The following is a 24,676-nucleotide window of genomic DNA, read 5'->3' as shown; positions in this document are numbered from 1 at the left end:
GACCTGATGAGCCACACTCCTCCCCTACGCTCGCGCCCCGCCGGTGGCGCGAGCGTCGAGTGGCGGCTGGCCGATCCGGACCGCGCACTCGCCGCTGCCGAACCGACAGCCGACGGCCTGACCTTCCTGCAGACCGATCATGTGTCCGCCGCGGCGGCCAAACGGGCCGACGGCGGGCCGCACACCGGGACGGCGGGCACCATCACCGTCCTCGACGGTCCCCTCGACCGCGCGGCCATGGCTGCCGCGCTGACGACCTTCGTCCGCCGGCACGACGAACTGCGTGCCGTCTACCGACTCGACGACGCCGGCCCGATCCGCCTGGTGGCACCGGCGGAGAGCATCGAGTTCCGCCCCGGCGGATCCGGGGCCGACGTCGCCGCCGACGACGTGATCGGTCACATCGTCGACCGCATCGAATCCGAAGCGGTCTACGACCGCATGCCCGGCCTCGTCTACGGGGCGTTCGACCACGGCGACGGATTCACCTTCTACATCGGATCGGATCACTCGCACACGGACGGGTTCTCGCAGTACATCGGTCTCCACGAGATCGCCCGTCTCTACCGGGCCCACCGCGACGGTGAGATCCCGCAGCCGGAGCGCGCGGGACGGTTCACCGATTACATATCCTCCGAGAAGTCGCTCGCCGCGTCCGCGGATCCCGACGACCCCCGGATCGCGACCTGGCGAGAGATCTTGTCCGCGAACGATGGTCGGGTTCCCCGCTTCCCGTTCGACCTCGGCCTCGCCGACGGAGAGCTCGGTCCGGCACTTCCCGTCCAGCGCACCCTGCTGACCGCCGGACAACTCGACTCCTGCGAACAGCGGCGCGACGACGCCAGTTCTCTCGTCGGGCTGATCTACGCAGGGCTCGCCGCGGCGCAACACGAATTGCTGGGAACCGAAAGCTATTTCACGTCCACGGTGCTCTCGACCCGCACCGCCGACCACGCCACCACCCAGGGCTGGTTGTGCAACTTCGCACCGGTCGCGTTTCCGGTGTCGCCGGGAACGAACTTCACCGACCTGGTACACATCGCCACCGACGCGGTGGCCGTGGCGCGCGACCTCGCCACCCTGCCCGTCCATGCCGCTCTCGCGGTTCTGGCCGCCGAGGGCACCTACCTCCCAGACTCCGGTTCGCCACAGATGGTGTCCTACATCGACTTCCGCAGGATTCCCGGCAGTGACGATCCTGCCGTGGCGCCGGCGACCTGTTTTCCCGCGGTGGGCCGCACCCGGAATGCGAACATGTGGTTCACCCGCTATGAGCATGCGCTGACGCTCCTCGCCCACATTCCCGACAATCCCACGGCGCAAAGCGCTTTCGACACCTACGCCATCGCCGTCGGTCGATGGCTCACCGACTACGCAGCAGGTGCCGATCCCGTCGTCGGCGCGCATTCCGCAACGGAGGTCCGGTCGTGAAGCTCTGTGGCGACGATTCGGTCGAGATCGAGCCCGGCGCAGTCATCCGCTGGGAGTTGGCCGCGACCGCCGACTCCCTCCCTGTCGATGTGCCGCCGTCGGAGAACGAGAAGTTCCACCTCGATGCGGTTCGCCGCAACGGCACCGCCGGTTGGCTCGCGCTGACCGTCGAGTTCGCGGAGGCCGTGGCGGTCGACGACATCACCCGCAGCCTTCGGGGGCTGGTGGACCGGCACGAGGTGCTGCGGTGTCATTTCGTCTCCTCCGACGACGAGCATGTCCGCCACCGACTGCCGGTCGGCGGCCTGCGTGTGCGACCCGTCACCGGAACCGTTCTCCCGGCCCACCCGGGTCCGGCGGGTACCACGGATCCGGCCGTCGCGGGCATCGGGGATCCCCCACTCGCCGACCGCCTGGTCGACGACATCGCAACGGTCTGTTCGCCGTTCGCGCCGCTACGGCACTACCTCGCCGCCGTACGGCGGCCGTCGTCGACGACCGTGATCCTCGCGTTCGACCACTGCTACGTCGACGCCTATTCGCTCGCGGTGATCGCATCCGACCTCGTGGACGACCTCTCCGGCACGAAAGTCACACAGCCGGTGAGCTTTCTGGACATCCGGATGATCGAGGACGCCGCTCCGACGGTGGCCCCCGACGACCCGCGTCTGCGCGGCTGGGGGGAGTTCCTCGCCGCCAACGACTGGACGGTCCCCGAATTCCCTCTCGACCTCGGTCTGGCACGCGACGACACCGCCCCGGTGTGTACCGAGGTGCGCACACTGATGTGCGCCGAGTCCGCGCACCGCTTCGAGAAGAACGTCCACGCACTCGACGCGCGCACGTACCCGGCACTGCTGACGGCGCTTGCGGATGCGGTTCACGATGTCGGCGGGCCCGCTGAGCTGCCCGCCATCCTGCCGGTCCACACCCGCTACGACGCCACCGATCGCAAGGCGGTCGGATGGCTGGTCGGCAACGCACCCATCCGGTTGAGCGCCGGAGGAGATCGCGGAACCACCCTGCGCGCCAACACCGCGCGGCTCGGGGAGGCACTTCCGCTGGCGCGGATCGGTCTCACCCCGGTGTACCTGACCTTCGGCGACCTGATCCGGACCAACCGCAGCGACGTCTTCATGGTGTCCTATGTCGACTACCGCAAGCTCGGCCTGCCTGCGTCGGTGACCACCCGGCAGATCTCGAGCTCACGCCGGACCGACACCGCGCAGTTCTGGTTCTGGCGGGACGCCGACGGTGTCCACCTGCGCGCCCGGTACCCGGAGACCGCACTCGCCCACCGCACGATGACCGGCGTGCTCGACGCGGTGGACGACCGGCTGCGCGATGTCTGGTCGGGCGGGCTGCGCCACCGTGCCGGGTGAGCGACGTGCCGGGTGACCCGCGACGTCGGCGAAGCGCGCACGCCGGGCAACCGGATCCACGCTGCGGTACGCCGCCGACCGTGCGGCGTGAACAATGGGTAGGCTCAGTGCGAGATACCGCACGTCGGCGGGTCCGTGTGTCAGCCAGCCCGTCGCGGACCGACGACAATCACGAAGGGACCGCAGTTGAGCGTTGAGACCGATCCGAATCCGGCGTTCGCCGACTACGCCCACCCGGAGCGCCTCGTCACGACGCAGTGGCTCTCGGCGCACCTCGGCGCCAAGGGACTCAAGATCATCGAGTCCGACGAGGACGTCCTCCTCTTCGACATCGGTCACATCCCGACCGCCCAGAAGGTGGATTGGCATCTGCACCTGAACGACCCGGTGACCCGCGACTACATCGACGGCGAACAGTTCGCCGAACTGATGCGCAGCAAGGGCATCGAGCGCGACGACACCATCGTCGTCTACGGCGACAAGAGCAACTGGTGGGCGGCGTACGCACTCTGGGTGTTCACCCTCTTCGGTCACGAGGACGTCCGACTGCTCGACGGCGGCCGGGATGCCTGGATGTCCGAAGACCGGGAGACCTCCTTCGACGTCCCCGAGTATCCCCGCTCGGACTACCCGGTCGTCGAGCGCGACGACACGGTGATCCGTGCGTTCGCACCCGAGGTGCTCGGTGCGCTCGGCTCCGAGCCGCTCGTCGACGTCCGCTCGCCGCAGGAGTACAGCGGCGAACGCACTCACATGCCCGACTACCCGGAGGAGGGCGCGCTGCGGGGTGGACACATCCCCACCGCCATCTCAATCCCGTGGGCGAAGGCGGCCGCTCCCGACGGCCGGTTCCGGGCCAAGGCCGAACTCGACGAGATCTACGGCGACCTCGATGCGTCGACACCGACCATCGCGTACTGCCGGATCGGCGAGCGCTCGAGCCACACCTGGTTCGTGCTGACCCACCTGCTGGGCTTCGGCAACGTGCGCAACTACGACGGCTCGTGGACCGAGTGGGGCAACGCGGTGCGGGTACCGATCGCCGTCGGCACCGAACCCGGCTCGGCGCCCGCCTCGACATGAGCCTCCCGGACGCCATGGCCGAGATCGTCGACGATTTCGGTGCACTGGGCGATTCCGACAAGGTGACGCTGCTGCTGGAGTTCTCGCGGGAGCTTCCGGACCTTCCCGAGCACTTGCTCGAGGACGCGATGGAGCCGGTGCCGGAATGCCAGTCCCCGGTGTTCCTCGCGGTGGACGCGTCTGACCCGACGTCGGTGCGACTGCATTTCAGCGCCCCGCCCGAGGCACCGACCACCCGTGGATTCGCGTCGATCCTGCACCAGGGCCTCGACGGCGCATCCGCCGACGACATCCTCGCGGTGCCTGCCGATTTCTATCACGATCTCGGTCTCGGTTCCGCGGTGAGCCCGCTGCGCCTGCGCGGCATGGCGGGCATGCTCGCCCGGATCAAGGGTCAGGTCCGTGCGCAGACGGCCGGGTCCGGCGGGCCGCCGACCGCGCCATGAAATTCATCCAGATCCTCGAGGAGCCGATCGAGCCAGGCGGACTCGTCGAGTGGATGCCCTACGTCCCGGGTGGGCTCGGCAACTGGAGTCACGACTCACGGTTGACCTCCCACAATCACGAACAGCATCTGCGCTCGGCCTTCGAATATCGCCTGCGCACCCGCCGGGAAGGTGGCCGGGAATCGTGGCTCGGGCTCTCCATCGAGTTCGACGAGCCCCTGTCGATCCCGGCGATCCGCAGCACCCTGATGACATGGATCGATCGGCACGAGGTCCTCCGCAGCCATGTCGTCATCAAGGGCGACGGCCTGCAACGACTCAGCACGGACGTGGGCACGGTCAAGCTCAAGATGGGCCGGATCGGCTGGTACACCCAGTCGGGCCCCCTCGTCGAGCAGATCGCCGGCGCGTTCGACCGGGCAACCGCGCCCCTGCACTGGCCCGCGTACATGTTCGCCACGGTCGGCCGCGAGGACTCCTTCACGTTGCTGTTCGCCGCCGACCACTCGCTGGTGGACGGATACTCGCTGATCATGGCCCAGCAGGAACTGGTGACGCTCTACCGGTCGGCACGTGATCACACCGAGCCCGATCTGCCGGCGGTCGGCAGTTACGTCGATTTCAGTGCCGAGGAGCGTCGGCAGGCCGATCAGACCGGTGCCGACCATCCCGCGGTGTCGACGTGGTCGTCGTTCCTGCGCAGCGGCCGCGGCAGCCTGCCCGGCTTCGACTACCGACCCGCAGGCACCGACGGCGACCCGGATTCCGCCACCGACCCAACCGCCGACAACCCAACCGCCGAGGACACGGCGTCGGCCGAGACCGACGACGGTCCCGGTCCGCAGAATTCCATCACCGGCGTCGTCCTCGACGACGACGCGGCCAACCGGTTCACGGCGGTGTGCTCGCAGGCAGGCGGGACACTGACCGCCGGGGTGCTCGCGGCGTTCGCCATCGTCTATCACGAACGGACCGGCGACCCCGAGTTCCGCTGCGTCCTGCCCCGCCACACCCGCGACCACACGCGGTGGCTCACTGCGCTCGGCTGGTTCGTCGCCGTCGCGCCGTTCTGCCTCGACGTCTCCGACTCCCCCACCTTCGATCAGGCGGTCACGCGCGCCACCGCCGAGCTGAAACGGTCCCGGCAGGGCGCATCTCTGCCGTTCCTGCGCGTCGCCGAACTCATCGGGTACGAGGGCGAGCCCCACTTCGTCATCTCGTTCATCGACACCAGGTACGCGCCCGGCGCCGCGGCGGCCGACGAAGGCCGCGCCAAGGTGCTCCGCAGTCACAGCTACGCCACCGACGAGGTCTTCATCTGGATCAACCGGACGCCGTCCGGAATGCGCGTTTCCGCCCGATTCCCCGCCAGGGCGGCCGTCACCGTCGGCCCCACTGTTGACTCGACGACAGAAGTGAACAATCTCACCTCGGCCGGGATCGACGACGCCACCGACCTCGACACGCCCGATGCCGTACGCGCCTACCTGGGCCGTTTCACCGAGCTCGTCCAGGCCATCGGCGACAGCAGCACCTTCGGCGTCACGAACCCACCCGGTGCCCAACCGAGCAATTGATCGGTGAGCTAGTGTGTTGCCCTGAGCGCGTGGCACCTAGACTCCAAGTGTCATGCGTCACCCTGGTCGGCCACCACCATGTCCGTCACGGGGTGAACTCAGAACGAGTGTGATGCCCGACCACCAGCCGGTGTCGCCCAACGACGACGACACGACGCCCAGGAGAACAAGTGCCTAGTCCCTCTGCGAACAGCTCGACCATTTCCAAGGTGCTCATCGCCAATCGCGGTGAGATCGCCGTCCGCGTGATCCGCGCAGCCCGCGACGCCGGCCTCCCCAGCGTCGCCGTGTACGCCGAGCCGGACGCCGACGCATTGTTCGTGAAGCTCGCCGACGAGGCGTTCGCGCTGGGTGGTCAGACCTCCGCAGAGTCGTACCTGGTGTTCGACAAGATCCTCGACGCCGCCGCGAAGTCGGGCGCGAACGCCATCCACCCCGGGTACGGATTCCTCTCCGAGAACGGCGACTTCGCCCAGGCCGTCATCGACGCGGGTCTGATCTGGATCGGACCGTCCCCGCAGTCGATCCGCGACCTCGGTGACAAGGTCACCGCTCGCCACATCGCCCTCAAGGCCAACGCCCCGATGGCCCCGGGCACCAAGGACCCGGTGAAGGACGCCGACGAGGTCGTCGCCTTCGCCGAGGAGCACGGTGTGCCGGTCGCGATCAAGGCGGCGTTCGGCGGCGGTGGTCGCGGCATGAAGGTCGCTTACACCATCGACGAGATCCCCCACCTGTTCGAGTCGGCCACCCGCGAGGCGGTCTCCGCCTTCGGCCGCGGCGAGTGCTTCGTCGAGCGTTACCTCGACAAGGCCCGCCACGTCGAGGCGCAGGTCATCGCCGACCAGCACGGCAACGTCATCGTCGCGGGCACCCGCGACTGCTCGCTGCAGCGTCGGTTCCAGAAGCTGGTCGAGGAGGCTCCCGCCCCCTTCCTGACCACCGAGCAGCGCGAGCGCATCCACTCGTCCGCCAAGGCCATCTGCCGGGAGGCCGGGTACTACGGCGCCGGCACGGTCGAGTTCCTCGTGGGCGCCGACGGGCTGGTCTCCTTCCTCGAGGTCAACACCCGGCTTCAGGTCGAGCACCCGGTCACCGAGGAAACCGCGGGCATCGACCTCGTCCGCCAGCAGTTCCGGATCGCCAACGGCGACAAGCTGGAGATCTCCGAGGATCCGACACCGCGCGGACACTCCTTCGAGTTCCGTATCAACGGTGAGGACGCCGGCCGCAACTTCCTGCCCGCACCGGGCCCGGTCACGGTCTACAAGGAGCCGACCGGCCCCGGCGTGCGCGTCGACTCGGGCGTCGTCGCAGGCGACGTCATCGGTGGCCAGTTCGACTCGATGCTCGCCAAGCTGATCGTCACCGGCGAGAACCGCGAGCAGGCGCTGGAGCGTTCACGTCGTGCTCTCGCCGAGTTCCAGGTCGAGGGCCTGGCGACGGTCATCCCGTTCCACCGACACATCGTCGAGAACCCGGCCTTCCACGGTCACGTGGACGAGAACGGCGACGAGAAGTTCGACATCTACACCAAGTGGATCGAGACCGATTGGGAGAACCCGATCGAGCCGTTCACCGGCGGTGAGCCCATCGAAGAAGACGACTCGCTGCCGCGCCAGAACGTGGTGGTCGAGGTCGGCGGCCGTCGCGTCGAGGTCTCCCTGCCCGGCGACCTCGCGCTCGGCGGCGGTGGCGGCAGCGCCAACGGCGTGGTCCGCAAGAAGCCGAAGGCGCGTGCACGCAAGAAGGGTGGCGGCGCGGCCGCGTCCGGCGACGCCGTGCAGGCCCCGATGCAGGGCACCGTCGTCAAGGTCGCCGTCGAGGAGGGCCAGGAGGTCTCCGCAGGCGAGCTCGTGGTGGTGCTCGAGGCGATGAAGATGGAGAACCCGGTCACCGCGCACAAGGACGGCGTGGTCACCGGCCTGGCCGTCGAGGCGGGCGCCGCGGTCACCCAGGGCACCATGCTCCTCGAGTTGAAGTAGGACTCCAACCGCATTCATGAATCCGGTCGAGATCAACGCCGGGACGTGGTATCTGCGAGCGCTGCGCGCTGACGAGCGGATGACCGACGTCCCGGCGTTGTCGGATCTGGGCATCGACGATCCGGGCGCATACGTCGCTGCCGCGAACGCCGCGTGGTCGGACGAGACGGGCTACGTCTGGGCCGTCTGCATACCCACCACCGGCGAACTCATCGCGCTGATCGGTGTCCGGCGCGACGGCGACGACGGTCATCTCTGGGGGCGTGCCCGCGTCGGCCACGACGAGGCCCTGGAGGCTGCGGTGGCGCCCGTGACACGTTTTGCCGAAGGCGCTCTCGGACTCGCGGTCGGCCCGATCGACTCGACCCCGGGCGGCTGATCCGCGCACTCAGAGCAGCGAGGTCGCCGACCACCCCGGGCTGGGTGCCAGGCTCGGCCACGGCTGGCCGCCATGGGTGGGTGCGCGCTGCGGGACGCCCGACGACACCATCGCCGCGCACGCGTTCTGATCGGCGGTCGGCGTCGGGTAGATGGCGGCGAAATCGACCCTGGTGGCACGCCAGTCGCCGAACACCGCCCCGTCGGGTGTGCGCTGCGTGCCGCTCTTGACGTTGGGCGGTCCGGCGCCGACTCTGCGGAAGTCGACCTCGACGGGCCGCGGCGCGTCGGTGCGCGACGTCCATGACGACCCATTTCCCGCATCATCACGAACGGATCGAAACCCGTGGCGACACAGCACGATCCGTGTCCAGTCCCCGTCGTCGACACGCCGCAGACCGGTGAAGATCGCGGTGCCGACGCCGGGCTGATCCGGCGACACGTCGGGCGGGTAGGCGGCGATCATGCTGTCGATGTTCGACGGCGACGCCGCGACGAAGCCGTGGTAACCCCACGTCGTCGACCGGCCGGCGTCGGCCAGTTCGAACGATTCGATGTAGGCCCGGACAAAGGTGCCCTCGGGACCGAACAGATCGAGAACCGGACCGGGCAGCCAGCGGAAAGTGATGTCGAGGTCGGCCGGTACGTGTTCGTTCACGCGGGGCGCCGCCTCGCCGGTCACCGCGGGGCTCCCGCCGCAGCCACATATCACCACCATGGCGATGCCGGCCGCCGCCAGCGCCGCAACAGGTCCGCGATGTGCTCGCTTCACGACGATCACCTCTTCACCCATTGGTTCCCGGGCTGTCGGCTCACCTGCACACTAGGCAGGTCGGCCACGGCGGCGAGGCGTCCGCGTGCATCGGAATGGCGACGAGAAGGCAACGAAACCGCAGCGGCGTGGATGTTTCACCAGATGGCGGTCACCGAATCGGCCGATCGCCGCCTCACTTCACCGTCCTCACGATCGGCACGTCCAGGGCAGCTCCGGCGTCCTGCCCCGCGCGCGCCGCGTCCGCGTCCGCGGCGATGTCCGTATCCGGCGAAGCGTCTGGGTCATGGAAGTCACGACTACGGATCAGTGCCGCCGCGATCAGGCCGGCAACCAGCGCCACCACCGCGGCGATGAGGAGGACCCGATCCAGCGCGTCGGCATAACCCTGCGCCGCCACCCGGGCGACCCCGGCGCGGAGCGGGCCGGGCACCGTCCCCAGAACGCCTGCCATGTTGCCGTCGGCCACCGCATCGCCGATCTCCTGTGCGCGTGCCGACAGCGGCCCGCCGGTCAACGCCGACGCCACCGTGTCGGCGAAATGCGATGCGAGCACACTGCCGAGCACCGCCACCCCGGTGGCGATGCCGATCTGCCGGAAGGTGGAGTTGATCCCCGACGCCATCCCCGCCCGCTCCTGCTCGACCACACCGACGGCCGTCGATGCCAGCGGCGGATTGATCAGACCGGTCCCGACGCCGGCGACGACGAACCCCGGCACCAGCTGAGTCCAGCTGCCCGTCGGGTCCGTGCCGCGCATCAGCCAGAGTCCCGCCGCCACGAACACGAATCCGGGACCGATGAGCCATCTCACCGGCACCAGATCCGAGAGCCGGCCTGCGACGGCGGCCGCGACGAACACGACCGCAGAGAACGGCAGGAAGCGCAATCCGGCCTCCAGCGCCGAGTACCCCATGATGGTCTGCAGGTAGATGACCAGGTAGGTCAGTGCCGAGAAGATCGACGCCGACACCGCCCACGCCGCGATCAGACCACCGTTGAAGGTCGGCACCCGGAGCAGTGCGCCGTCGATCATCGGGTCCGCGACCATCCTTTCCACGACGACGAAGGCCACCAGGAGCACCGCGGCGGCGATGAGCGAACCGGCGACCGTCGACGACCCCCATCCGTCGGCGTGGCTGCGGATGAGACCGAAGACCAGGAACGCCAGGGCCGCACTGAAACTCACACAACCCAGCCAGTCGATGCGCCGTGACCCGGGGGCCTTCGACTCGTCGACTCCGACGTAGGTGACCGCCAGGGCCGCGATGCCCACCGGGATGTTGACGTAGAAGATCCAGTGCCACGACAGTCCTGTCGTGAGCACCCCACCGAGAACCGGCCCAACAGCCACCGAGACGCCCGTCACCGCGCCGAACACGCCGAACGCGACGCCTCTCTCCTTGGGCGCAAACGCCTGCGCCAACAGCGCGAGCGACGTGGCGAACATGATCGCCCCACCGACACCCTGCAAAGCCCTGGCGGCGACCAGGAATTCGATGGTGGGCGCCAGACCGCACGCCAGCGAACCGATCGTGAACACGACGATGCCGGACGCGAACACCAGCTTGCGGCCGATGATGTCGGCGATGGTCCCCGCCGTCAGCAGCAGCGCCGCGAGGGTCAGCGCGTACGCGTCGATCACCCATTGGAGACCGGCCAACGACGATCCCAGGTCCCGCTGGATGTCGGGTAGCGCGACGTTCACGATCGTCACGTCGAGCAGCAACATGAACACCCCGGTGCACACCGCAGCCAGGGTCAACCATTTCCGAGGCATCGCGCCCCTCCTTATTTGAGTTTTGACTCAGTTAATCGTCACACATTCTGAGCGGTTACTCAATAAGTTTCTGTTCCCGCGTAGAGTGCCAGACGTGACGCGACGTGGACGGCCACCGAAGACCGGGCGAGACGAGATCGTCACGGCCACCCTGGCGGTCCTGCGCGACCGGGGCATCGCCCGTCTGACCACCCGCGAGATCGCCGATCGGCTCGACATCTCCGAGGGCAGCATTTTTTACCATTTCGGAGACCGAAAAGGCCTGGTGGGTGCCGTTTTCACCGAGTCGCTACGACCGCTGTGGGAGTTCGGGCCGACGATGCCGCCTGCGCCGCACGACGTCGCCGAGCTGCGCGAGGTCCTCACCGTCTTCATCGCACGCCTCGAAGAATTCCTCGAGGCCGGACTCGACGTCCTGATGGCCGCCCAGGCCGACAGCGAACTCCGTGCGGAATTGGGGTGGCGTGATCCTGGAGAACGATTACGGACCTCAGCGTGGGGTGACCGCGATCAGCGGGTACCTGAGATCCGCGCAAGACGCCGGCGTGGTCGATCCGGCGGTGGACGCAGATGTGACCGCCCATCTCCTGATCGCGTCGGTCTTCCTCCGGCACGCGCAGCCGATGCTGGTCGGCCATTCCCTCGGCCTGCCCTCACGCGACCAGACCCTCGAATCGATCGTCGCGACCCTGCACCGCTGAGCCCCGCACTCAGCCAGGGGTGTCCCGATCCCGGCCGGTGGCCAGATCGCCACATTCGACCAGGAGCAGGTCGGCGCGGTGAGCGGCGAGGTACGGCTGTGCACCCACATCACCGGTGACCGTCGCGATCACGCCGTCGAGGTGATCGGCCCCGAAGTACACCGGATGTCCTGGTCGACCGTCGAAGACCGCCCGGGCGATGCCATCTCGCCTGCGACCGACCGCGGCGAGAAGTCGGATGGTCACATCCGGACCGACGTCCGGTGTGTCAACAACATGTAAAACCATGCCGTCCGCATCGGCATCCCGCGCCGATGTCGCCGCCACCCGGACGGTGTCCCCGAGGCCGCTCCGCCAGCCGGGCACGATGATCGCCGATGCCCCGTCCGGTGGGTCGACGATCCGGGCGCCCATCGCGACGAACACCTCGGAGCAGCCGCCGCGGGCCAGCGCATCGACCGATCGACGAAGCCAATCACCGTCGTCAGCAACGATTTTGGGCGCACCGAAGCGACTCCCGGCGCCCGCCGCCAGCACCACCCCGACCAGGCGGCCCGGTTCGCGCCGCCGATCCGGAACACTCGGCTCGATACCCATGACGACGGTCGATACTAGTGCGGCACAAGCCCTTTGTCCGATTTACCAGAAGGAAATATACGATCGCCCGCCGAGCAGGAACGGTCACCCGGGTCCAAGATGTAGCGGTCAACGGCCGACATAGAGGTGAGCGAGCATGACCACGGATTCCACCACTCCCATCGACGGAGCCAAGCGCAAGAAGAGGGTTGCCCCTGTCGATCAGGTGCCACCCGCAGGCAAACTGCTCACCCTGGGTGCACAGCATGTCGTCGCGTTCTACGCCGGAGCGGTGCTCGTCCCGCTCCTGATCGCACGGTCGATCAACCTCGACTCCGAGGCCCTGACCATGCTCATCACCGCGGATCTGTTCACGTGCGGCATTGCCTCCCTGCTCCAGGCGGTCGGCATCTGGAAAATCGGCGTCCGCCTGCCACTGCTGCAGGGCATCACGTTCGCCACGCTGGCGCCGGTGATCCAGATCGCGAACAACCACGGCGGTGGGCGTGTCGGCCTGCAGACCGTGTACGGCGCGGTCATCGCGGCAGGCGTGTTCACCTTCTTGATCGCACCGTTCTTCGCCAGGTTGATCCGCTTCCTGCCACCGGTGGTCACCGGCACGCTGATCACGATCATCGGCATCTGCCTGATCCCGGTCGGCGCAGGCGATGCGGTCAGCGACCCGGCGACCCATCTGCACGATTCGGCCAACTGGCGGTGGGTTCTCTACGTACTGGGCACGATCCTGCTGATCGTGCTGATGCAACGCTTCTTCCGCGGCTTCATGGCCACGATCGCGGTGCTGCTCGGCCTCGTCGTCGGAACGTTCGTGGCCTGGCTGTGCGGAGACGCGAACTTTGCAGCCGTGGGTCAGGCCGACTGGCTCGGCTTCACCCCGCCGTTCGCCTTCGGCTGGCCGCGTTTCGACATCGTCGCGATCGTCTCGCTGATCGTGGTGCTGCTGGTGGTCGCCGTCGAATCGACCGGATCGGTGTTCGCGACCGGCGAGATCGTCGGCAAGCGCATCAAGAAGGAGGACGTCGCCGCGACGGTCCGAGCCGACGGTCTGGCCACCGTCATCGGCGGCTCGTTCAACTCCTTCCCCTACACGGCCTTCTCGGAGAACGTCGGCCTGGTCCGACTCACCGGCGTCAAGAGCCGATGGGTGGTCGCCGCCGCCGGCGGCATCATGATCGTCCTCGGGCTGTTCCCGAAGCTGGCCAAGGTCGTCGAGTGCATCCCCGCACCCGTGCTCGGCGGCGCGGCCCTGATCATGTTCGCCACGGTGGCCATCGTCGGCATCCAGACCCTGACGTCCGTCGACTTCACCGATCACCGCAACCTGATCATCTCGGCGACCTCGCTCGCCGTCGCGCTGTATGTGCAGTTCTCGCAGTCGGCGACACCGACCACCGTCATCGAGAAGTCCGGTCAGCAGGTCGAGGTGCCCGCCCTCCCGGGCGTCGATCAGGCGATGCCCAACATCTTCCTGCAGATCCCCTTCTCGACCGGCATCACGATGGGTGCGATCACCGCGATCCTGCTCAACCTGCTGTTCTTCCACCTCGGCAGCCGCGGCCCCGCCGTCGCGGGCGGTGGCGCGATCACCCTCGACGAGGTCAACACCATGTCCAAGGAGCAGTTCCGCGCGACGTTCGGTGGCGTTGTGCAGAACGTGGACTGGGTCCTCGACCGCGCGTGGGATCAGAAACCCTTCGAGGACGTCCACGATCTCCGCAGCGCGTTCCAGGAGGCGATGCTCACCGGTAGCGACACCGAGCAGCTGGACCTGATCCGCGCCTTTCCCGACCTCGGCGCCGAGGACGAGGACACCGGCGAACTGATCGCCGTCGATCACAAGGGCCTGTCGCATCTGGAGGAGACCGAACACGAGAACGTGGTCAACCTGGCGTCGGCGTACCGGGAGCATTTCGGCTTCCCGCTCGTCATCTGTGCCCGGGAGACCGAACGATACGACCGGGTGTTGCGCAGCGGCTGGGCGCGGATGGACAACGCCGACACCAGTGAGAAGTCCTTTGCCCTCATCGAGATCGCAAAGATCGCCAACTACCGGTTCGACGATCTGGTCGCCGATGCCAATCCGATCACGTCGGCCCGGTTCAGCCGACAGCCCGAACTCTCCTAGGCTGGCCGTATGAGGCGTGTCGATTGGCGCGGATTGTCGAGTTTCAACGAACTCTCCGAACGCCAGGCCATCCATCAGCTCTATGAATGCTGCAGCTCGTCGATCTGGGCTCTGCGGGTCGCCAAGGCCCGCCCCTTCTCCGACGACGAGGCGTTGCTCGAGTATGCGGATCTCATCCTGGCCGAACTCACCGACACCGATCTCGACGAGGCGCTGGCCGGACACCCCCGGATCGGGGACCGACCCGACAACCCGTCGTCGGAGCGTGAGCAATCGGGCCTGGCCGATGCCGACTCAGCGGTGCTGACCGACCTCAAGAAGCTCAACGCCGCCTACGAGGAGAAGTTCGGCCACGTGTATCTCGTGTTCGCCAACGGCCGGCCGGCCGATGAGCTCCTCGACATCCTCAAGCAACGGATGTACAACGACGCCGACACCGAACGACGTGTGATGCGAATGGAATTGGCGAAGATCAATCGCAGTAGGCTGACCAGGATGCTGACCCCCGCGAGCATCTACCTCGACGACGGAGCGACGACATGACGGGCCTGTCCACCCACGTGCTAGATGCGGTGTCCGGCTCCCCGGCCCGGGGTGTCTCGATCGCTTTGAGGGACTCGACCGGAACCGAACTGGCCGCGGGCCTCACCGACGATGACGGCCGGATCGGACAGGTCAACATCGCACCCCTCATTCCTGGCACTTATCACCTCGTGTTCGATACGGGACAGTGGTTCGACACGCACGGGATCGCCGGCTTCTATCCGGAGATCGACATCTGTTTCGCGGTCGACGACCCCGCTCGCCATTACCACGTCCCGGTGCTGCTCAGTCCGTATTCCTACACGACCTACCGGGGTAGCTGACCGAGCGGATCGGTGGCGCACCCGCTCCCTGCCGACCCGGCCATCGGTGCCCCGAATGCGACGGACACCACAGGGCAGGGGGTAGAGTCGAAATGAAGCCGACGTCATGTCGCGTCTACGCAATCGCGCGGACCGAGTCGGCGGTGGATCGACGCTCTTGGGCCGGACTCCACCGATCACCTCTCCGAACGGATATCCGATGTCCAACGATTCCAACCTTTTTTCGCACTGCACCGACACCACTCATGCGGCCGTGCAGGCGACCACGGCCACCTCGGAGCTCCAGTTCTCCGACGCACAGGACAACCCCTACTCCGCCGGGCGAGACTGAGCGGCGGCGAGACCGTGCCACTCGCACTCGGTCCGACCCGTCTCCAACTCGCACCCGACCTCACACTCCCGATCGCCGGGGCATGGCTGCCCTACACATCGCAGATCTCGCAGGAACTTCCCGCCCTGCAGGCGGCCGGCCGTAGCAGGCTCGGGACCATCACCCGCATCGACGTGAATTGGCGCAATTTCGCGCGCTATCCCGGATTCGACTCCGAGAATTCGCCCGACATGCTGCCGCTGATGTCGATCACCGCGGATCGCGCCGAGGTGACCTTGCTCGTCATTCCGCCCAGGACGCAGTCGGCGCTTGCCGCCACGCTGTTGCGGCAGGCGGGTCAATGCACGAGCTCGCCGGGCTCGGAGCACAGCCACCTGTACCGGGACGCCCAGCGAATCCTCCGCCGCGCCGCGCTGCAGTGCGGCGCCACCGACTCGAATCCGGTCGGCTGACCGTCCCCGCTCTCAAGGCGAGCCAGATACCTTGTGACACAACAACTTGTGAGACAACCACAAACGCCGCCCGGGAAAACCCGAGCGGCGTTCGTTGGTGAAGACTGTGGTCAGATAGCGGTCACAGTGGTCGCCTGCGGGCCCTTGGGGCCCTGCTCGACCTCGAACTGGACGCGCTGCTGCTCTTCGAGGCTGCGGTATCCGCCGCCCTGAATGGCCGAGTAGTGAACGAAAACGTCACCATCGGTGCTGTCGTCGGGAGCGATGAAGCCGAAGCCTTTTTCGCTGTTGAACCACTTGACGGTTCCTTGAGCCATGATGCTGGTACTTCTCTCTATTTTGCACACGAGAGCCATGTGGCACTCGCGACACCATCATCGCACACTTTGTGACTTTTGAGATAACCGTGGCGAAGGTGAACCCGTTTGACGGCCTCCCATGTGTCGTCTCCACGGCCATCCTCGCCGCGGTGGATCACGCAGTTGGTTCGCCATTCGAGGGACATGTGGGTCCCCAACCTCCCTCGGTGGCGTCGACATCGGCGTCCCGGAGGGACACCGATGAACAGGGAATCCGGTGAAAATCCGGAGCTGTCCCGCAGCGGTATGTCGGAACGACCGCCGTCAGATGCACTGGACCCGTGGTCCGAGAAGCGACGGTCAGTAGGAATGCCCCGCCCAGCACTCGCTGGGCAGGCACGCCGACGAGCCCGAAGACCTGCCAGGTGTACCGGACGCGCCGCGTCCGATGGCTCGCCGCCTCGTGGACTGGGCGCAGGTCGAACCGGTGAGGTTGCGATGTCGGGGGATCCGGATCATCGATGCCCGCTCGCTTGACTGCCCTGCAGGGCGGCGGACCACGCCGCGCGAGCGTAGCGATCCGGCGTATCCGCCGGATCGAGCGTGACGAAATCGAGACCGCTCACCCCGCAATACTTCTCAGCCCCGTACCACCTGCGACGGCGACACGCCATAGCGCTGGCGGAACGCAGCAGCGAACCGCCCGGTATGGGTGAATCCCCACTTCATCGCCGAATCGGTGACGCTGATCGCGCGATCCCTCGTCAGTTCATCATGCACGGCCGCGAGCCGGATCTCGGTGAGGCACTCGCGGGGGGTCTTGCCGACGTACTCGCGGAAGCCTTCCTGAAGTCGGCGCACACTCACCCCGGCCGCCTGCGCCATGTCCGACGCCGTCCAGGGACGTGCCGGATCGGCGCGCAATGCGTCGAGCACGCGGGTGACTATCCGGGGGCGCGGCGCTAGGTGATCAGCTGGATCGTCCGGTAACGCGGCAAGAAGAAACGCGTCGGTCAGCGAGGCCGCCAAATGCTCGGAAACCAGCGGGTTGGCCAGCAATGGATCGTCGGCCGGCTGCGCGGCGATCGATCGCACCAGCCGGAACCAGCTCGCACCCGCCGGTGACCGTAGATCGAGCTGGTCCGGGATGTGTGCATCCGGTAGCCCGGTCACCCGGCCGACTTCGTGGTGCAGGAAGTCGCGGTCGATCTTCACCCCGACGATGGTGCACGTGCTCGACCAGCGAATGATGTCGGCTGGCGTATCCGGCGGATTCACCGTCGCCAGGCCGTTGGTCGACACCACCGAATGACCACCGACACGCGTCTCCAGCACACCACCGAGCGGGACGTTGATGCCGTATGCGCCCGGGTGATCGGAGTGGACCGCGACCTCCGCGCCCCAGCCGATCCGCGCGATACGCAGGGCGCCGACCACGGTCACCGCGACGTCGACATCAGCCGCGGTACTCCCCGACTCCCGCGGGCTCAAGTCGTGTGGAAAGTAGGCGTCCGACACTGCTTCCGAGGCCGCATCCCAGTCGGGATCACCCGGGATTCGCAGCCGTTCGAGCTGGCTCATCAGTGTCTCCTCACGACCGCCGGTGACTCCGCAGGAGTTCGCCGCGCTATCCGGCTCACCGTCGCGTTCGACGGATCGTCAGGTGGCTGCAGTCGATTTATGTTCTACATCACATTCTGCCCCAGGAGAAAGGAGGACGAGATGGAACGAAAGGCCTTGCAGAACGTGTTCGGTCAGTTCGCGAGCGGTGTCACGGTGATCACCTGCGCGAACGCCGACGGTGAACCCCACGGCGCGACGGTCACCGCGTTCACCGCCGTGTCACTGGAACCGCGACTGTGTCAGGTGACGATGACCCGGAAATCCAAGGCGTGTGGATACCTCGACCAGGCGCCCTTCGCGGTCAACATCCTGGCCGCCGACCAGCTCGACATCGCAATGCATTTCGCAGGCCGGCCCGCGCAGCCCGGTCCGGTCTGGGCTGACGGTCCGACGGCACCGGTCCTGTGCGGTTCGGCGGCGACGCTCAGCTGCACCCCGTGGCGCAGCTACGACGGCGGCGACCACATCATCTTCATCGGCGAGATCGTCGATGCACAGGCCAGCGGAAAGCCGCCACTTCTCTACTATCGCAGCACCTTTCACGATCTCGGGGATCCCAGTGTCGATTCGCTGTGGACGCTGTCGGCCGACGATCCGCATTCCGGATGGTTCGACTCGACCACCACGTTCACACCGTTCCATCTCACGAGTTCCGCGCGGCCGGCGTGACGATACCGCCACGTCCGCTCACGCCGTTCATCAACATCATCGATCAAACCATCAGAAAGAGGTATCAATCATGACGACCGTCGAACGCCCGGAGACCGATGCGCCGCAGGTGAATCCGGCTGCCGACAGTGCGGCCAACCAGACTCGTAATTTCGCGTCGCGCCCCATGACCGGCGACGAGTACATCGAATCGTTGCGAGACGGTCGCGAGATCTGGCTGCACGGTGACCGCGTCGAGGATGTCACCACCCACCCGGCGTTCCGCAACCCGATCCGGATGACCGCCCGCCTGTACGACTCGATGCACGATCCCGACAGCAAGGACAAGGTCACCACGCCGACCGACACCGGCAACGGCGGCGTCACGATGCCGTTCTTCAAGGCTCCCACCAGCTCTGCAGATCTGCTCAAGGAGCGTGATGCGATCGCCGAGTGGGCGCGGATGACCTACGGCTGGATGGGCCGCTCGCCCGACTACAAGGCGAGTTTCCTCGGCACACTCCACGCCAACAAGGACCTTTACGCACCCTTCGAGGCCAATGCCGAACGCTGGTATCGCGAATCACAGGAAAAAGTCCTCTACTGGAACCACGCGATCATCAACCCGCCGGTGGACCGCCAGCTACCTCCCGACGAGGTCGGCGACGTGTTCATGAAGGTCGAGAAGGAAACCGATGCGGGCCTGATCGTCTCCGGCGCGAAGGTCGTCGCGACCGGCTCGGCGATCACCAACTACAACTTCATCGCCCACTACGGCCTGCCGATCAAGAAGAAGCAGTTCGCGCTGATCTGCACGGTGCCGATGGACTCGCCGGGTATCAAGCTGATCTGCCGCACGTCCTACACCGAGCAGGCCGCGGTGATGGGCAGCCCGTTCGACTATCCGCTGTCGAGCCGGATGGACGAGAACGACACCATCTTCGTCTTCGACAAGGTGCTCGTTCCGTGGGAGAACATCTTCATGTACGGCGACGTGGATCGGATCAATTCCTTCTTCCCGCAGTCCGGCTTCCTCCCTCGCTTCACCTTCCAGGGCTGCACCCGACTGGCCGTCAAGCTCGATTTCATCGCCGGCTTGTTGATGAAGGCGTTGGACTGCACTGGATCCGGCGGATTCCGCGGTGTGCAGACCCGTGTCGGAGAGGTGATCGGCTGGCGCAATCTGTTCTGGACGCTGAGTGATGCGATGGCCCACAATCCCGAACCGTGGATCGGCGACACTGTGATCCCGCGACTCGAGTACGGCCTGACCTACCGCATGTTCATGATGCAGGGCTACCCCCGCATCAAGGAGATCATCGAGCAGGACGTCGCTTCGGGCCTCATCTATCTGCCGTCGAGTGCCGCCGATTTCAAGAGCCCCGATGTCCGGCCCTATCTGGACAAGTACGTCCGCGGCTCCGACGGCATCACCGCCGTCGATCGAGTGAAGGTGATGAAGGCACTGTGGGACGCGGTCGGCTCCGAGTTCGGTGGCCGGCACGAGCTCTATGAGCGCAACTACTCAGGCAATCACGAGAACGTCAAGGCCGAGCTGCTGTTCGCCGCGCAGAACCGTGGTGGCGTCGAGTCAATGAAGGGCCTCGCCGAACAATGCCTGGCCGAGTACGACCTCGACGGGTGGACCGTACCTGACCTCATTGGCAACGACGACGTCAGCTACTTCGGTGCGGGGAACTGAGGGAACCGTCTAGGGTTCCCCTGTGTCCGTCCTGACCGATCTCGACGATGCGCTCGCCGCCCATACCGGCGAGCGCATCGTCGTCGGGGTGACCGGACCTCCGGGTTCGGGAAAGACCACGCTCGCACGAACACTCACCGAGCACTACCGCCGGCTGCGCGGTGACAGTTTCGTCGGGTACCTGCCCATGGACGGTTTTCATCTCGCGAACACCGTTCTGGCGCAACTGAACAGATCGGATCGCAAGGGTGCACCCGACACCTTCGACGTCGACGGCTACGTCGCGTTGCTGGGCCGAGCGATCGGCGCCGACCGCGACGTCTACGCCCCCGACTTCGACCACACCGCGGGCGAGCCGATCGCCGCGGCGCTCGTACTCCCGGCGACGTCGGCTCTGATCATCACCGAGGGGAACTACCTCGCCCTCGACGACGGGAGCTGGTCGCCGGTCGCCGGAATGCTCACCCGGCTGTACTACGTGGATGCCCCCGCGGACCTACGCCGCGATCGGCTGCTCCCCCGCCATGTCGCCGCGGGCAAGTCACCGCAAGCCGCGCGGGCATGGGTCGAGAACGTGGACGAGCCGAATGCCGCACTCGTCGCAGGCACCCGGGATCGCGCGGACCTCGTCATCGACGGCACTGTCACGTTCGCCTGACCGCCCGCACACGCAGAACTCCCGGATACACACGGGACTTCGGGTGTATCCGGGAGTTCTGGTTGTTGTTGCGTGGTGCGTCTACCCGATCTCGATCAGTAGATCCCCCGGCGCGACCTGGGTCACCGCGCCGACGGCGACGCGGGCGACCTTGCCCCCGAGCGGTGCGGTGATGGTGGCCTCCATCTTCATCGCCTCGATGGTGCCGATCGCGGCACCGGCGGCGATCTCGTCGCCGACGTCCACGCTCAGCGACACCACTCCGGCGAACGGGGCGCCGATGTGGTGCGGGTTGGAGCGATCGGCCCGTTCGGCCGCCTCGACCGCGGAGTCGACCGAACCGTCGCGCACCGACACCGGACGCAGCTGACCGTTGAGCACGCACATCACGGTGCGCATACCACGCTCGTCGGGCTCGCTGATCGCTTCGAGCCCGATCAGCAGCTCGACGCCGGGTTCGAGTTCGACGCGGTGTTCCTCGCCGTAGCGCAGACCGTAGAAGAACTGATTCGCCGAGAGCCGCGACGTGTCGCCGTACTCCTCGTAGTGCTTCTCGAACTCCTTCGTGGGCCCCGGGAACAGCAAGCGGTTCAACGTCTCCTGCCGCTTGCGCCCTGGCACGTCGAGCGCGCCGGAATCGTCGTCGGTGAGCGTCTCCGGCGGCGGGGCCTCACCACGTCCCTTGAGCGCGATGCTGCGCAGCGGCTCGGGCCATCCGCCTGCCGGGTCACCGAGTTCGCCACGCAGGAAACCGATCACCGAATCCGGGATGTCGTAGGCCGACGGATCGGACGCGAACTCGGTGGCGGTGATGCCACGTCCGACCAGCGCCAGGGCGAGGTCGCCGACCACCTTCGACGACGGGGTCACCTTGATCAGCCTGCCGAGCATCCGGTCGGCGGCAGCGTAGGCCTCCTCGACCGCCTCGAACCGGTTGCCCAGCCCCAACGCGATCGCCTGCTGACGCAGATTCGACAACTGCCCGCCGGGGATCTCGTGGGTGTACACCCGACCGGTCGGCGCCGGAATCCCGGACTCGAAGGGCGCGTACACCTTTCGCAGCGCCTCCCAGTACGGTTCCAGATCGCACACCGCCTTGAGATCGAGCCCGGTGTCCCGGTCGGTGTGTGCTGCCGCCGCGACGATCGCCGACAACGCCGGCTGGCTGGTCGTGCCTGCCAGCGCCGCGCTCGCACCATCGACCGCGCTCGCACCCGCCTGCCACGCCGCGAGGTAGGTCGCGAGCTGGCCACCGGGGGTGTCGTGGGTGTGCACGTGCACGGGGAGATCGAAATTGCTACGCAGCGCCGAGACCAGCGTGGTCGCGGCCGGCGCCCGGAGCAGGCCGGCCATGTCCTTGATCGCGATCACGTGGGCACCGGCCTCCACGATCCGCTCCGCCAGGCGCAGGTAGTAGTCGAGGGTGTAGAGGTCCTCGTCCGGGTTGGCGAGGTCGCCGGTGTAGCTCATCGCCACCTCGGCCACCGCGGTCCCGGTCTCCCGGACCGCATCGATCGCCGGACGCATCTGGTCGACATTGTTGAGCGCGTCGAAGATCCGGAAGATGTCGATCCCGACCTCGGTCGCCTCGGCGACGAATGCCGTCGTCACCTTCGTCGGGTACGGCGTGTAACCGACCGTGTTGGCCCCGCGCAGCAGCATCTGCAGACAGATGTTGGGGATGGCCTCACGAAGCTGCGCCAGCCGATCCCAGGGATCCTCCTTGAGGAACCGCAACGCGACGTCATAGGTCGCCCCGCCCCAGCATTCGACCGACAGCAGCTGCGGCGTCAACGCCGCCACATACGGCGCCACCATCATGAGTCCGCTGGTGCGCACCCGGGTGGCCAAGAGCGACTGATGAGCGTCGCGGAACGTGGTGTCGGTGACACCCAACCGCTTCGAATCACGCAGATCCGCGGCGAACCCGTCGGGACCGAGCGCCAGCAGACGCTGACGGGACCCGTCCGGCGGCGAGGTGAGCGTGGTCCGATCCAAGGTGGGCAGCTTGTCTCGCGGGTACGCCTTCGTCGGCCGCTCGCCGTGCGGCTTGTTGACGGTCACATCCGCCAGATAGGACAAGATCTTGGTGCCACGATCAGCCGAGGACCGCGACGTCAGCAACGACGGCCGCTCCTCGATGAACGACGTCGTGACCCGGCCTTCCCGGAAGTCCGGATCGTCGAGGACCGCCTGCAGGAACGGGATGTTGGTCGCCACACCGCGAATGCGGAACTCCGCGACCGCCCGCCGCGCCCGGCGTGCCGCCGTCGCGAAATCCCTTCCGCGGCAAGTCAGTTTGACCAGCATCGAGTCGAAATGGCCACTCACCTCGGCACCCAGGACCGCGCCACCGTCCAATCGCACCCCGGCACCGCCGGGACTGCGGTAGGCGGTGATGCGGCCGACGTCGGGCCGGAATCCGTTGGCCGGGTCCTCGGTGGTGATACGACACTGCATCGCCGCACCGCGGATGCTGATCTGATCCTGGGTCAGCCCCAGATCGGGCAACGACTCCCCCGCCGCGATCCGCAATTGCGAACCGACCAGATCGACGTCGGTGATCTCCTCGGTGACCGTGTGCTCGACCTGAATCCGCGGATTCATCTCGATGAACACATGCCGACCCTGTTCGTCGAGCAGGAACTCGACCGTCCCGGCGCAGGTGTAGCCGATATGGCGGGCGAACGCGACCGCATCCGCACAGATCTTCTCGCGCAACGCCGGATCGAGGTTCGGCGCCGGAGCCAACTCCACCACCTTCTGATGGCGACGCTGCACGCTGCAGTCCCGCTCGAACAGATGGATCACGTTGCCGTGGGTGTCGGCCAGGATCTGCACCTCGATGTGGCGAGGATTGACCACTGCCTGCTCCAGGAACACCGTCGGGTCCCCGAACGCCGCGTCCGCCTCCCGTGAGGCCGCCGCGATCGCATCGGCGAGGTCGTCGGGCTCGGCCACCCGACGCATCCCGCGGCCACCGCCACCGGCCACCGCCTTGACGAACACCGGGAACTGCATGTCCGCCGCAGCACGCACCAACTCGTCGACATCGGCCGACGGCTCCGACGACGCGAGCACCGGCAGGCCGGCGGCCTTCGCCGCGGCCACCGCCGTCGCCTTGTTGCCCGTCAGCTCCAACACATCGGCAGACGGCCCGACGAACGTGATGCCCGCCTCAGCACACGCCGCCGCGAGTCCCTGGTTCTCGGAGAGGAACCCATAACCCGGGTAGATGGCGTCGGCGCCGCACCGAACGGCCGCACCGACGACCTCATCGACCGACAGGTAGGCCCGAACAGGATGGCCGGGAACGCCGATCTGATAGGACTCGTCGGCCTTCAGCCGGTGAACCGAATTCCGGTCCTCATAAGGAAAGATCGCGACCGTTCTCGCCCCGAGTTCGTAGGAGGCTCGGAAGGCTCGGATCGCGATCTCACCGCGGTTGGCCACCAGGACTTTGTCGAACACTTGGCTCTCTCTCGTCAGTGCGAGGGAGTACGTCCGTTGATGTCGCTGTCGAACGCACTCGCTGACCGCATCCATTACACGCTGGGGTGGCCCAGAGTACTGGGCCGACGTCCGCCCCGAAGCATCGGGAGACAGAAACAGCGCCGAATTCGCGCACCGCGAGACCTTCTCACAATAGTGGCGTTGACCTGTGCGTTCCCGGAAACATCACCGAGTAATCGCTCGGTCATCGACCGCACGGAGAGCCGCGGACGTCGGTGTCCGCTCGACACCCACCCCGTTCTGCGACGCGACGCGCCGACCACGGCCACCTCGGCCACGCTGTCACTGGGTGACATATCCGATTTCTCCGATTGGGTGCGGGTCGAT

The 24,676-nt window shown here is 67.0% G+C and carries 22 protein-coding genes, 1 pseudogene and 1 riboswitch; of the genes and pseudogenes, 17 read left to right on the top strand and 6 right to left on the bottom strand.

What is annotated here, in order from left to right; translation table 11 throughout:
* Positions 1–6 precede the first annotated feature (6 nt).
* The 7 genes from OVA31_RS19610 to OVA31_RS19580 all read left to right on the top strand — a co-directional run bounded on the left by OVA31_RS19610 (position 7) and on the right by OVA31_RS19580 (position 8,283).
* Positions 7–1,431, top strand: a complete 1,425-nt coding sequence (locus tag OVA31_RS19610; RefSeq protein ID WP_267628265.1) for a condensation domain-containing protein — start codon at positions 7–9, stop codon at positions 1,429–1,431.
* Positions 1,428–2,813, top strand: coding sequence for a condensation protein (locus tag OVA31_RS19605; protein ID WP_267628264.1), 1,386 nt, complete (start codon positions 1,428–1,430; stop codon positions 2,811–2,813). Before OVA31_RS19610 ends, OVA31_RS19605 begins: the two co-directional genes overlap by 4 nt.
* A 186-nt stretch (positions 2,814–2,999) precedes the next feature.
* Entirely contained in the window at positions 3,000–3,896 is an 897-nt protein-coding gene (locus OVA31_RS19600; RefSeq protein WP_267628263.1) for a sulfurtransferase, read from the top strand.
* A complete protein-coding gene (locus OVA31_RS19595) occupies positions 3,893–4,342 on the top strand; it encodes a SufE family protein (RefSeq protein WP_267628262.1) in 450 nt (149 codons plus the stop codon). Before OVA31_RS19600 ends, OVA31_RS19595 begins: the two co-directional genes overlap by 4 nt.
* Positions 4,339–5,919 carry a condensation domain-containing protein gene (locus tag OVA31_RS19590; RefSeq protein WP_267628261.1) on the top strand — a complete coding sequence of 527 codons (1,581 nt, stop codon included), beginning with the start codon at positions 4,339–4,341 and terminating at the stop codon, positions 5,917–5,919. The genes OVA31_RS19595 and OVA31_RS19590 overlap by 4 nt, the downstream gene beginning before the upstream one ends.
* A gap of 170 nt (positions 5,920–6,089) precedes the next feature.
* Positions 6,090–7,904, top strand: a complete 1,815-nt coding sequence (locus OVA31_RS19585) for an acetyl/propionyl/methylcrotonyl-CoA carboxylase subunit alpha (protein WP_267628260.1) — start codon at positions 6,090–6,092, stop codon at positions 7,902–7,904.
* 16 nt (positions 7,905–7,920) lie between these two features.
* Positions 7,921–8,283 carry a hypothetical protein gene (locus OVA31_RS19580; RefSeq protein WP_267628259.1) on the top strand — a complete coding sequence of 121 codons (363 nt, stop codon included), beginning with the start codon at positions 7,921–7,923 and terminating at the stop codon, positions 8,281–8,283.
* Positions 8,284–8,292: 9 nt separating this feature from the next.
* Here OVA31_RS19580 and OVA31_RS19575 read toward each other — a convergent pair whose 3' ends face one another.
* A complete protein-coding gene (locus OVA31_RS19575; RefSeq protein ID WP_267628258.1) occupies positions 8,293–9,054 on the bottom strand; it encodes a hypothetical protein in 762 nt (253 codons plus the stop codon).
* Between the two features lie 175 nt (positions 9,055–9,229).
* A complete protein-coding gene (locus OVA31_RS19570; protein WP_267628257.1) occupies positions 9,230–10,834 on the bottom strand; it encodes an MFS transporter in 1,605 nt (534 codons plus the stop codon).
* 85 nt (positions 10,835–10,919) lie between these two features.
* Here OVA31_RS19570 and OVA31_RS24780 point away from each other — a divergent pair.
* Both OVA31_RS24780 and OVA31_RS19565 read left to right on the top strand, forming a co-directional pair.
* Positions 10,920–11,099 (top strand): annotated as a pseudogene (locus OVA31_RS24780) (helix-turn-helix domain-containing protein); the annotation flags it as partial.
* Between the two features lie 181 nt (positions 11,100–11,280).
* Positions 11,281–11,535 (top strand): TetR/AcrR family transcriptional regulator C-terminal domain-containing protein, encoded by a 255-nt coding sequence (locus OVA31_RS19565; protein WP_267628256.1) that lies wholly within the window; start codon positions 11,281–11,283, stop codon positions 11,533–11,535.
* A 9-nt stretch (positions 11,536–11,544) separates the two neighbouring features.
* Here the strand turns inward: OVA31_RS19565 and OVA31_RS19560 are convergent, their stop codons facing one another.
* Complete coding sequence (locus tag OVA31_RS19560) at positions 11,545–12,132, bottom strand: nucleotidyltransferase family protein (RefSeq protein ID WP_267628255.1); 588 nt, start codon at positions 12,130–12,132, stop codon at positions 11,545–11,547.
* A gap of 136 nt (positions 12,133–12,268) precedes the next feature.
* On the opposite strand from OVA31_RS19560, the gene uraD (OVA31_RS19555) reads away from it, so the two are divergent.
* The 5 genes from uraD (OVA31_RS19555) (at position 12,269) to OVA31_RS19535 (ending at position 15,906) form a co-directional block, all read left to right on the top strand.
* Positions 12,269–14,257: a 2-oxo-4-hydroxy-4-carboxy-5-ureidoimidazoline decarboxylase gene (uraD, locus tag OVA31_RS19555; RefSeq protein WP_267628254.1), complete on the top strand. Its 1,989-nt coding sequence runs from the start codon at positions 12,269–12,271 to the stop codon at positions 14,255–14,257.
* A gap of 9 nt (positions 14,258–14,266) precedes the next feature.
* A complete protein-coding gene (uraD, locus tag OVA31_RS19550) occupies positions 14,267–14,800 on the top strand; it encodes a 2-oxo-4-hydroxy-4-carboxy-5-ureidoimidazoline decarboxylase (protein ID WP_267628253.1) in 534 nt (177 codons plus the stop codon).
* The gene (gene uraH, locus OVA31_RS19545; protein WP_267628252.1) at positions 14,797–15,123 is read left to right on the top strand and encodes a hydroxyisourate hydrolase; all 327 of its coding nucleotides are present in this window, start codon (positions 14,797–14,799) and stop codon (positions 15,121–15,123) included. The genes uraD (OVA31_RS19550) and uraH overlap by 4 nt, the downstream gene beginning before the upstream one ends.
* 199 nt (positions 15,124–15,322) lie before the next feature.
* Positions 15,323–15,454 carry a hypothetical protein gene (locus OVA31_RS19540; RefSeq protein ID WP_267628251.1) on the top strand — a complete coding sequence of 44 codons (132 nt, stop codon included), beginning with the start codon at positions 15,323–15,325 and terminating at the stop codon, positions 15,452–15,454.
* A gap of 14 nt (positions 15,455–15,468) precedes the next feature.
* Entirely contained in the window at positions 15,469–15,906 is a 438-nt protein-coding gene (locus OVA31_RS19535; protein ID WP_267628250.1) for a DUF5994 family protein, read from the top strand.
* Positions 15,907–16,016: 110 nt separating this feature from the next.
* Here OVA31_RS19535 and OVA31_RS19530 read toward each other — a convergent pair whose 3' ends face one another.
* Together OVA31_RS19530 and OVA31_RS19525 are read right to left on the bottom strand one after the other, a co-directional pair.
* On the bottom strand, positions 16,017–16,223 hold the full coding sequence (locus tag OVA31_RS19530) for a cold-shock protein (protein ID WP_161059604.1): 207 nt from the start codon (positions 16,221–16,223) through the stop codon (positions 16,017–16,019).
* Between the two features lie 193 nt (positions 16,224–16,416).
* Positions 16,417–16,646, top strand: a riboswitch (cobalamin riboswitch).
* A 198-nt stretch (positions 16,647–16,844) separates the two neighbouring features.
* Positions 16,845–17,786, bottom strand: coding sequence for an AraC family transcriptional regulator (locus tag OVA31_RS19525; RefSeq protein WP_267628249.1), 942 nt, complete (start codon positions 17,784–17,786; stop codon positions 16,845–16,847).
* Between the two features lie 141 nt (positions 17,787–17,927).
* Here OVA31_RS19525 and OVA31_RS19520 point away from each other — a divergent pair, with 141 nt between their 5' ends.
* From OVA31_RS19520 to OVA31_RS19510, 3 genes are all read left to right on the top strand, one after another.
* Positions 17,928–18,497 carry a flavin reductase family protein gene (locus OVA31_RS19520; protein WP_267628247.1) on the top strand — a complete coding sequence of 190 codons (570 nt, stop codon included), beginning with the start codon at positions 17,928–17,930 and terminating at the stop codon, positions 18,495–18,497.
* 70 nt (positions 18,498–18,567) lie between these two features.
* Entirely contained in the window at positions 18,568–20,178 is a 1,611-nt protein-coding gene (locus tag OVA31_RS19515; protein ID WP_267628246.1) for a 4-hydroxyphenylacetate 3-hydroxylase family protein, read from the top strand.
* 22 nt (positions 20,179–20,200) lie between these two features.
* A complete protein-coding gene (locus tag OVA31_RS19510) occupies positions 20,201–20,836 on the top strand; it encodes a nucleoside/nucleotide kinase family protein (protein ID WP_267628245.1) in 636 nt (211 codons plus the stop codon).
* Positions 20,837–20,917: 81 nt separating this feature from the next.
* Here the strand turns inward: OVA31_RS19510 and OVA31_RS19505 are convergent, their stop codons facing one another.
* On the bottom strand, positions 20,918–24,307 hold the full coding sequence (locus OVA31_RS19505) for a pyruvate carboxylase (protein ID WP_267628244.1): 3,390 nt from the start codon (positions 24,305–24,307) through the stop codon (positions 20,918–20,920).
* Positions 24,308–24,676 lie beyond the last annotated feature (369 nt).

Origin of the sequence: Gordonia sp. SL306, assembly GCF_026625785.1 — a bacterium.
Classification (GTDB): domain Bacteria; phylum Actinomycetota; class Actinomycetes; order Mycobacteriales; family Mycobacteriaceae; genus Gordonia.
The sequence above is the reverse complement of the archived record's forward strand: the minus strand, read 5'-3'. Positions and strand labels throughout refer to the sequence as shown.

Coding starts and splice junctions, on each gene's coding strand:
- uraD (WP_267628253.1), top strand. CDS start 14,267: ATGAGGCGTGTCGATTGGCGCGGATTGTCGAGTTTCAACGAACTCTCC.
- OVA31_RS19525 (WP_267628249.1), bottom strand. CDS start 17,786: ATGAGCCAGCTCGAACGGCTGCGAATCCCGGGTGATCCCGACTGGGAT.
- OVA31_RS19530 (WP_161059604.1), bottom strand. CDS start 16,223: ATGGCTCAAGGAACCGTCAAGTGGTTCAACAGCGAAAAAGGCTTCGGC.
- OVA31_RS19520 (WP_267628247.1), top strand. CDS start 17,928: ATGGAACGAAAGGCCTTGCAGAACGTGTTCGGTCAGTTCGCGAGCGGT.
- OVA31_RS19540 (WP_267628251.1), top strand. CDS start 15,323: ATGTCCAACGATTCCAACCTTTTTTCGCACTGCACCGACACCACTCAT.
- OVA31_RS19560 (WP_267628255.1), bottom strand. CDS start 12,132: ATGGGTATCGAGCCGAGTGTTCCGGATCGGCGGCGCGAACCGGGCCGC.
- OVA31_RS19610 (WP_267628265.1), top strand. CDS start 7: ATGAGCCACACTCCTCCCCTACGCTCGCGCCCCGCCGGTGGCGCGAGC.
- OVA31_RS19595 (WP_267628262.1), top strand. CDS start 3,893: ATGAGCCTCCCGGACGCCATGGCCGAGATCGTCGACGATTTCGGTGCA.
- uraD (WP_267628254.1), top strand. CDS start 12,269: ATGACCACGGATTCCACCACTCCCATCGACGGAGCCAAGCGCAAGAAG.
- OVA31_RS19580 (WP_267628259.1), top strand. CDS start 7,921: ATGAATCCGGTCGAGATCAACGCCGGGACGTGGTATCTGCGAGCGCTG.
- uraH (WP_267628252.1), top strand. CDS start 14,797: ATGACGGGCCTGTCCACCCACGTGCTAGATGCGGTGTCCGGCTCCCCG.
- OVA31_RS19570 (WP_267628257.1), bottom strand. CDS start 10,834: ATGCCTCGGAAATGGTTGACCCTGGCTGCGGTGTGCACCGGGGTGTTC.
- OVA31_RS19590 (WP_267628261.1), top strand. CDS start 4,339: ATGAAATTCATCCAGATCCTCGAGGAGCCGATCGAGCCAGGCGGACTC.
- OVA31_RS19515 (WP_267628246.1), top strand. CDS start 18,568: ATGACGACCGTCGAACGCCCGGAGACCGATGCGCCGCAGGTGAATCCG.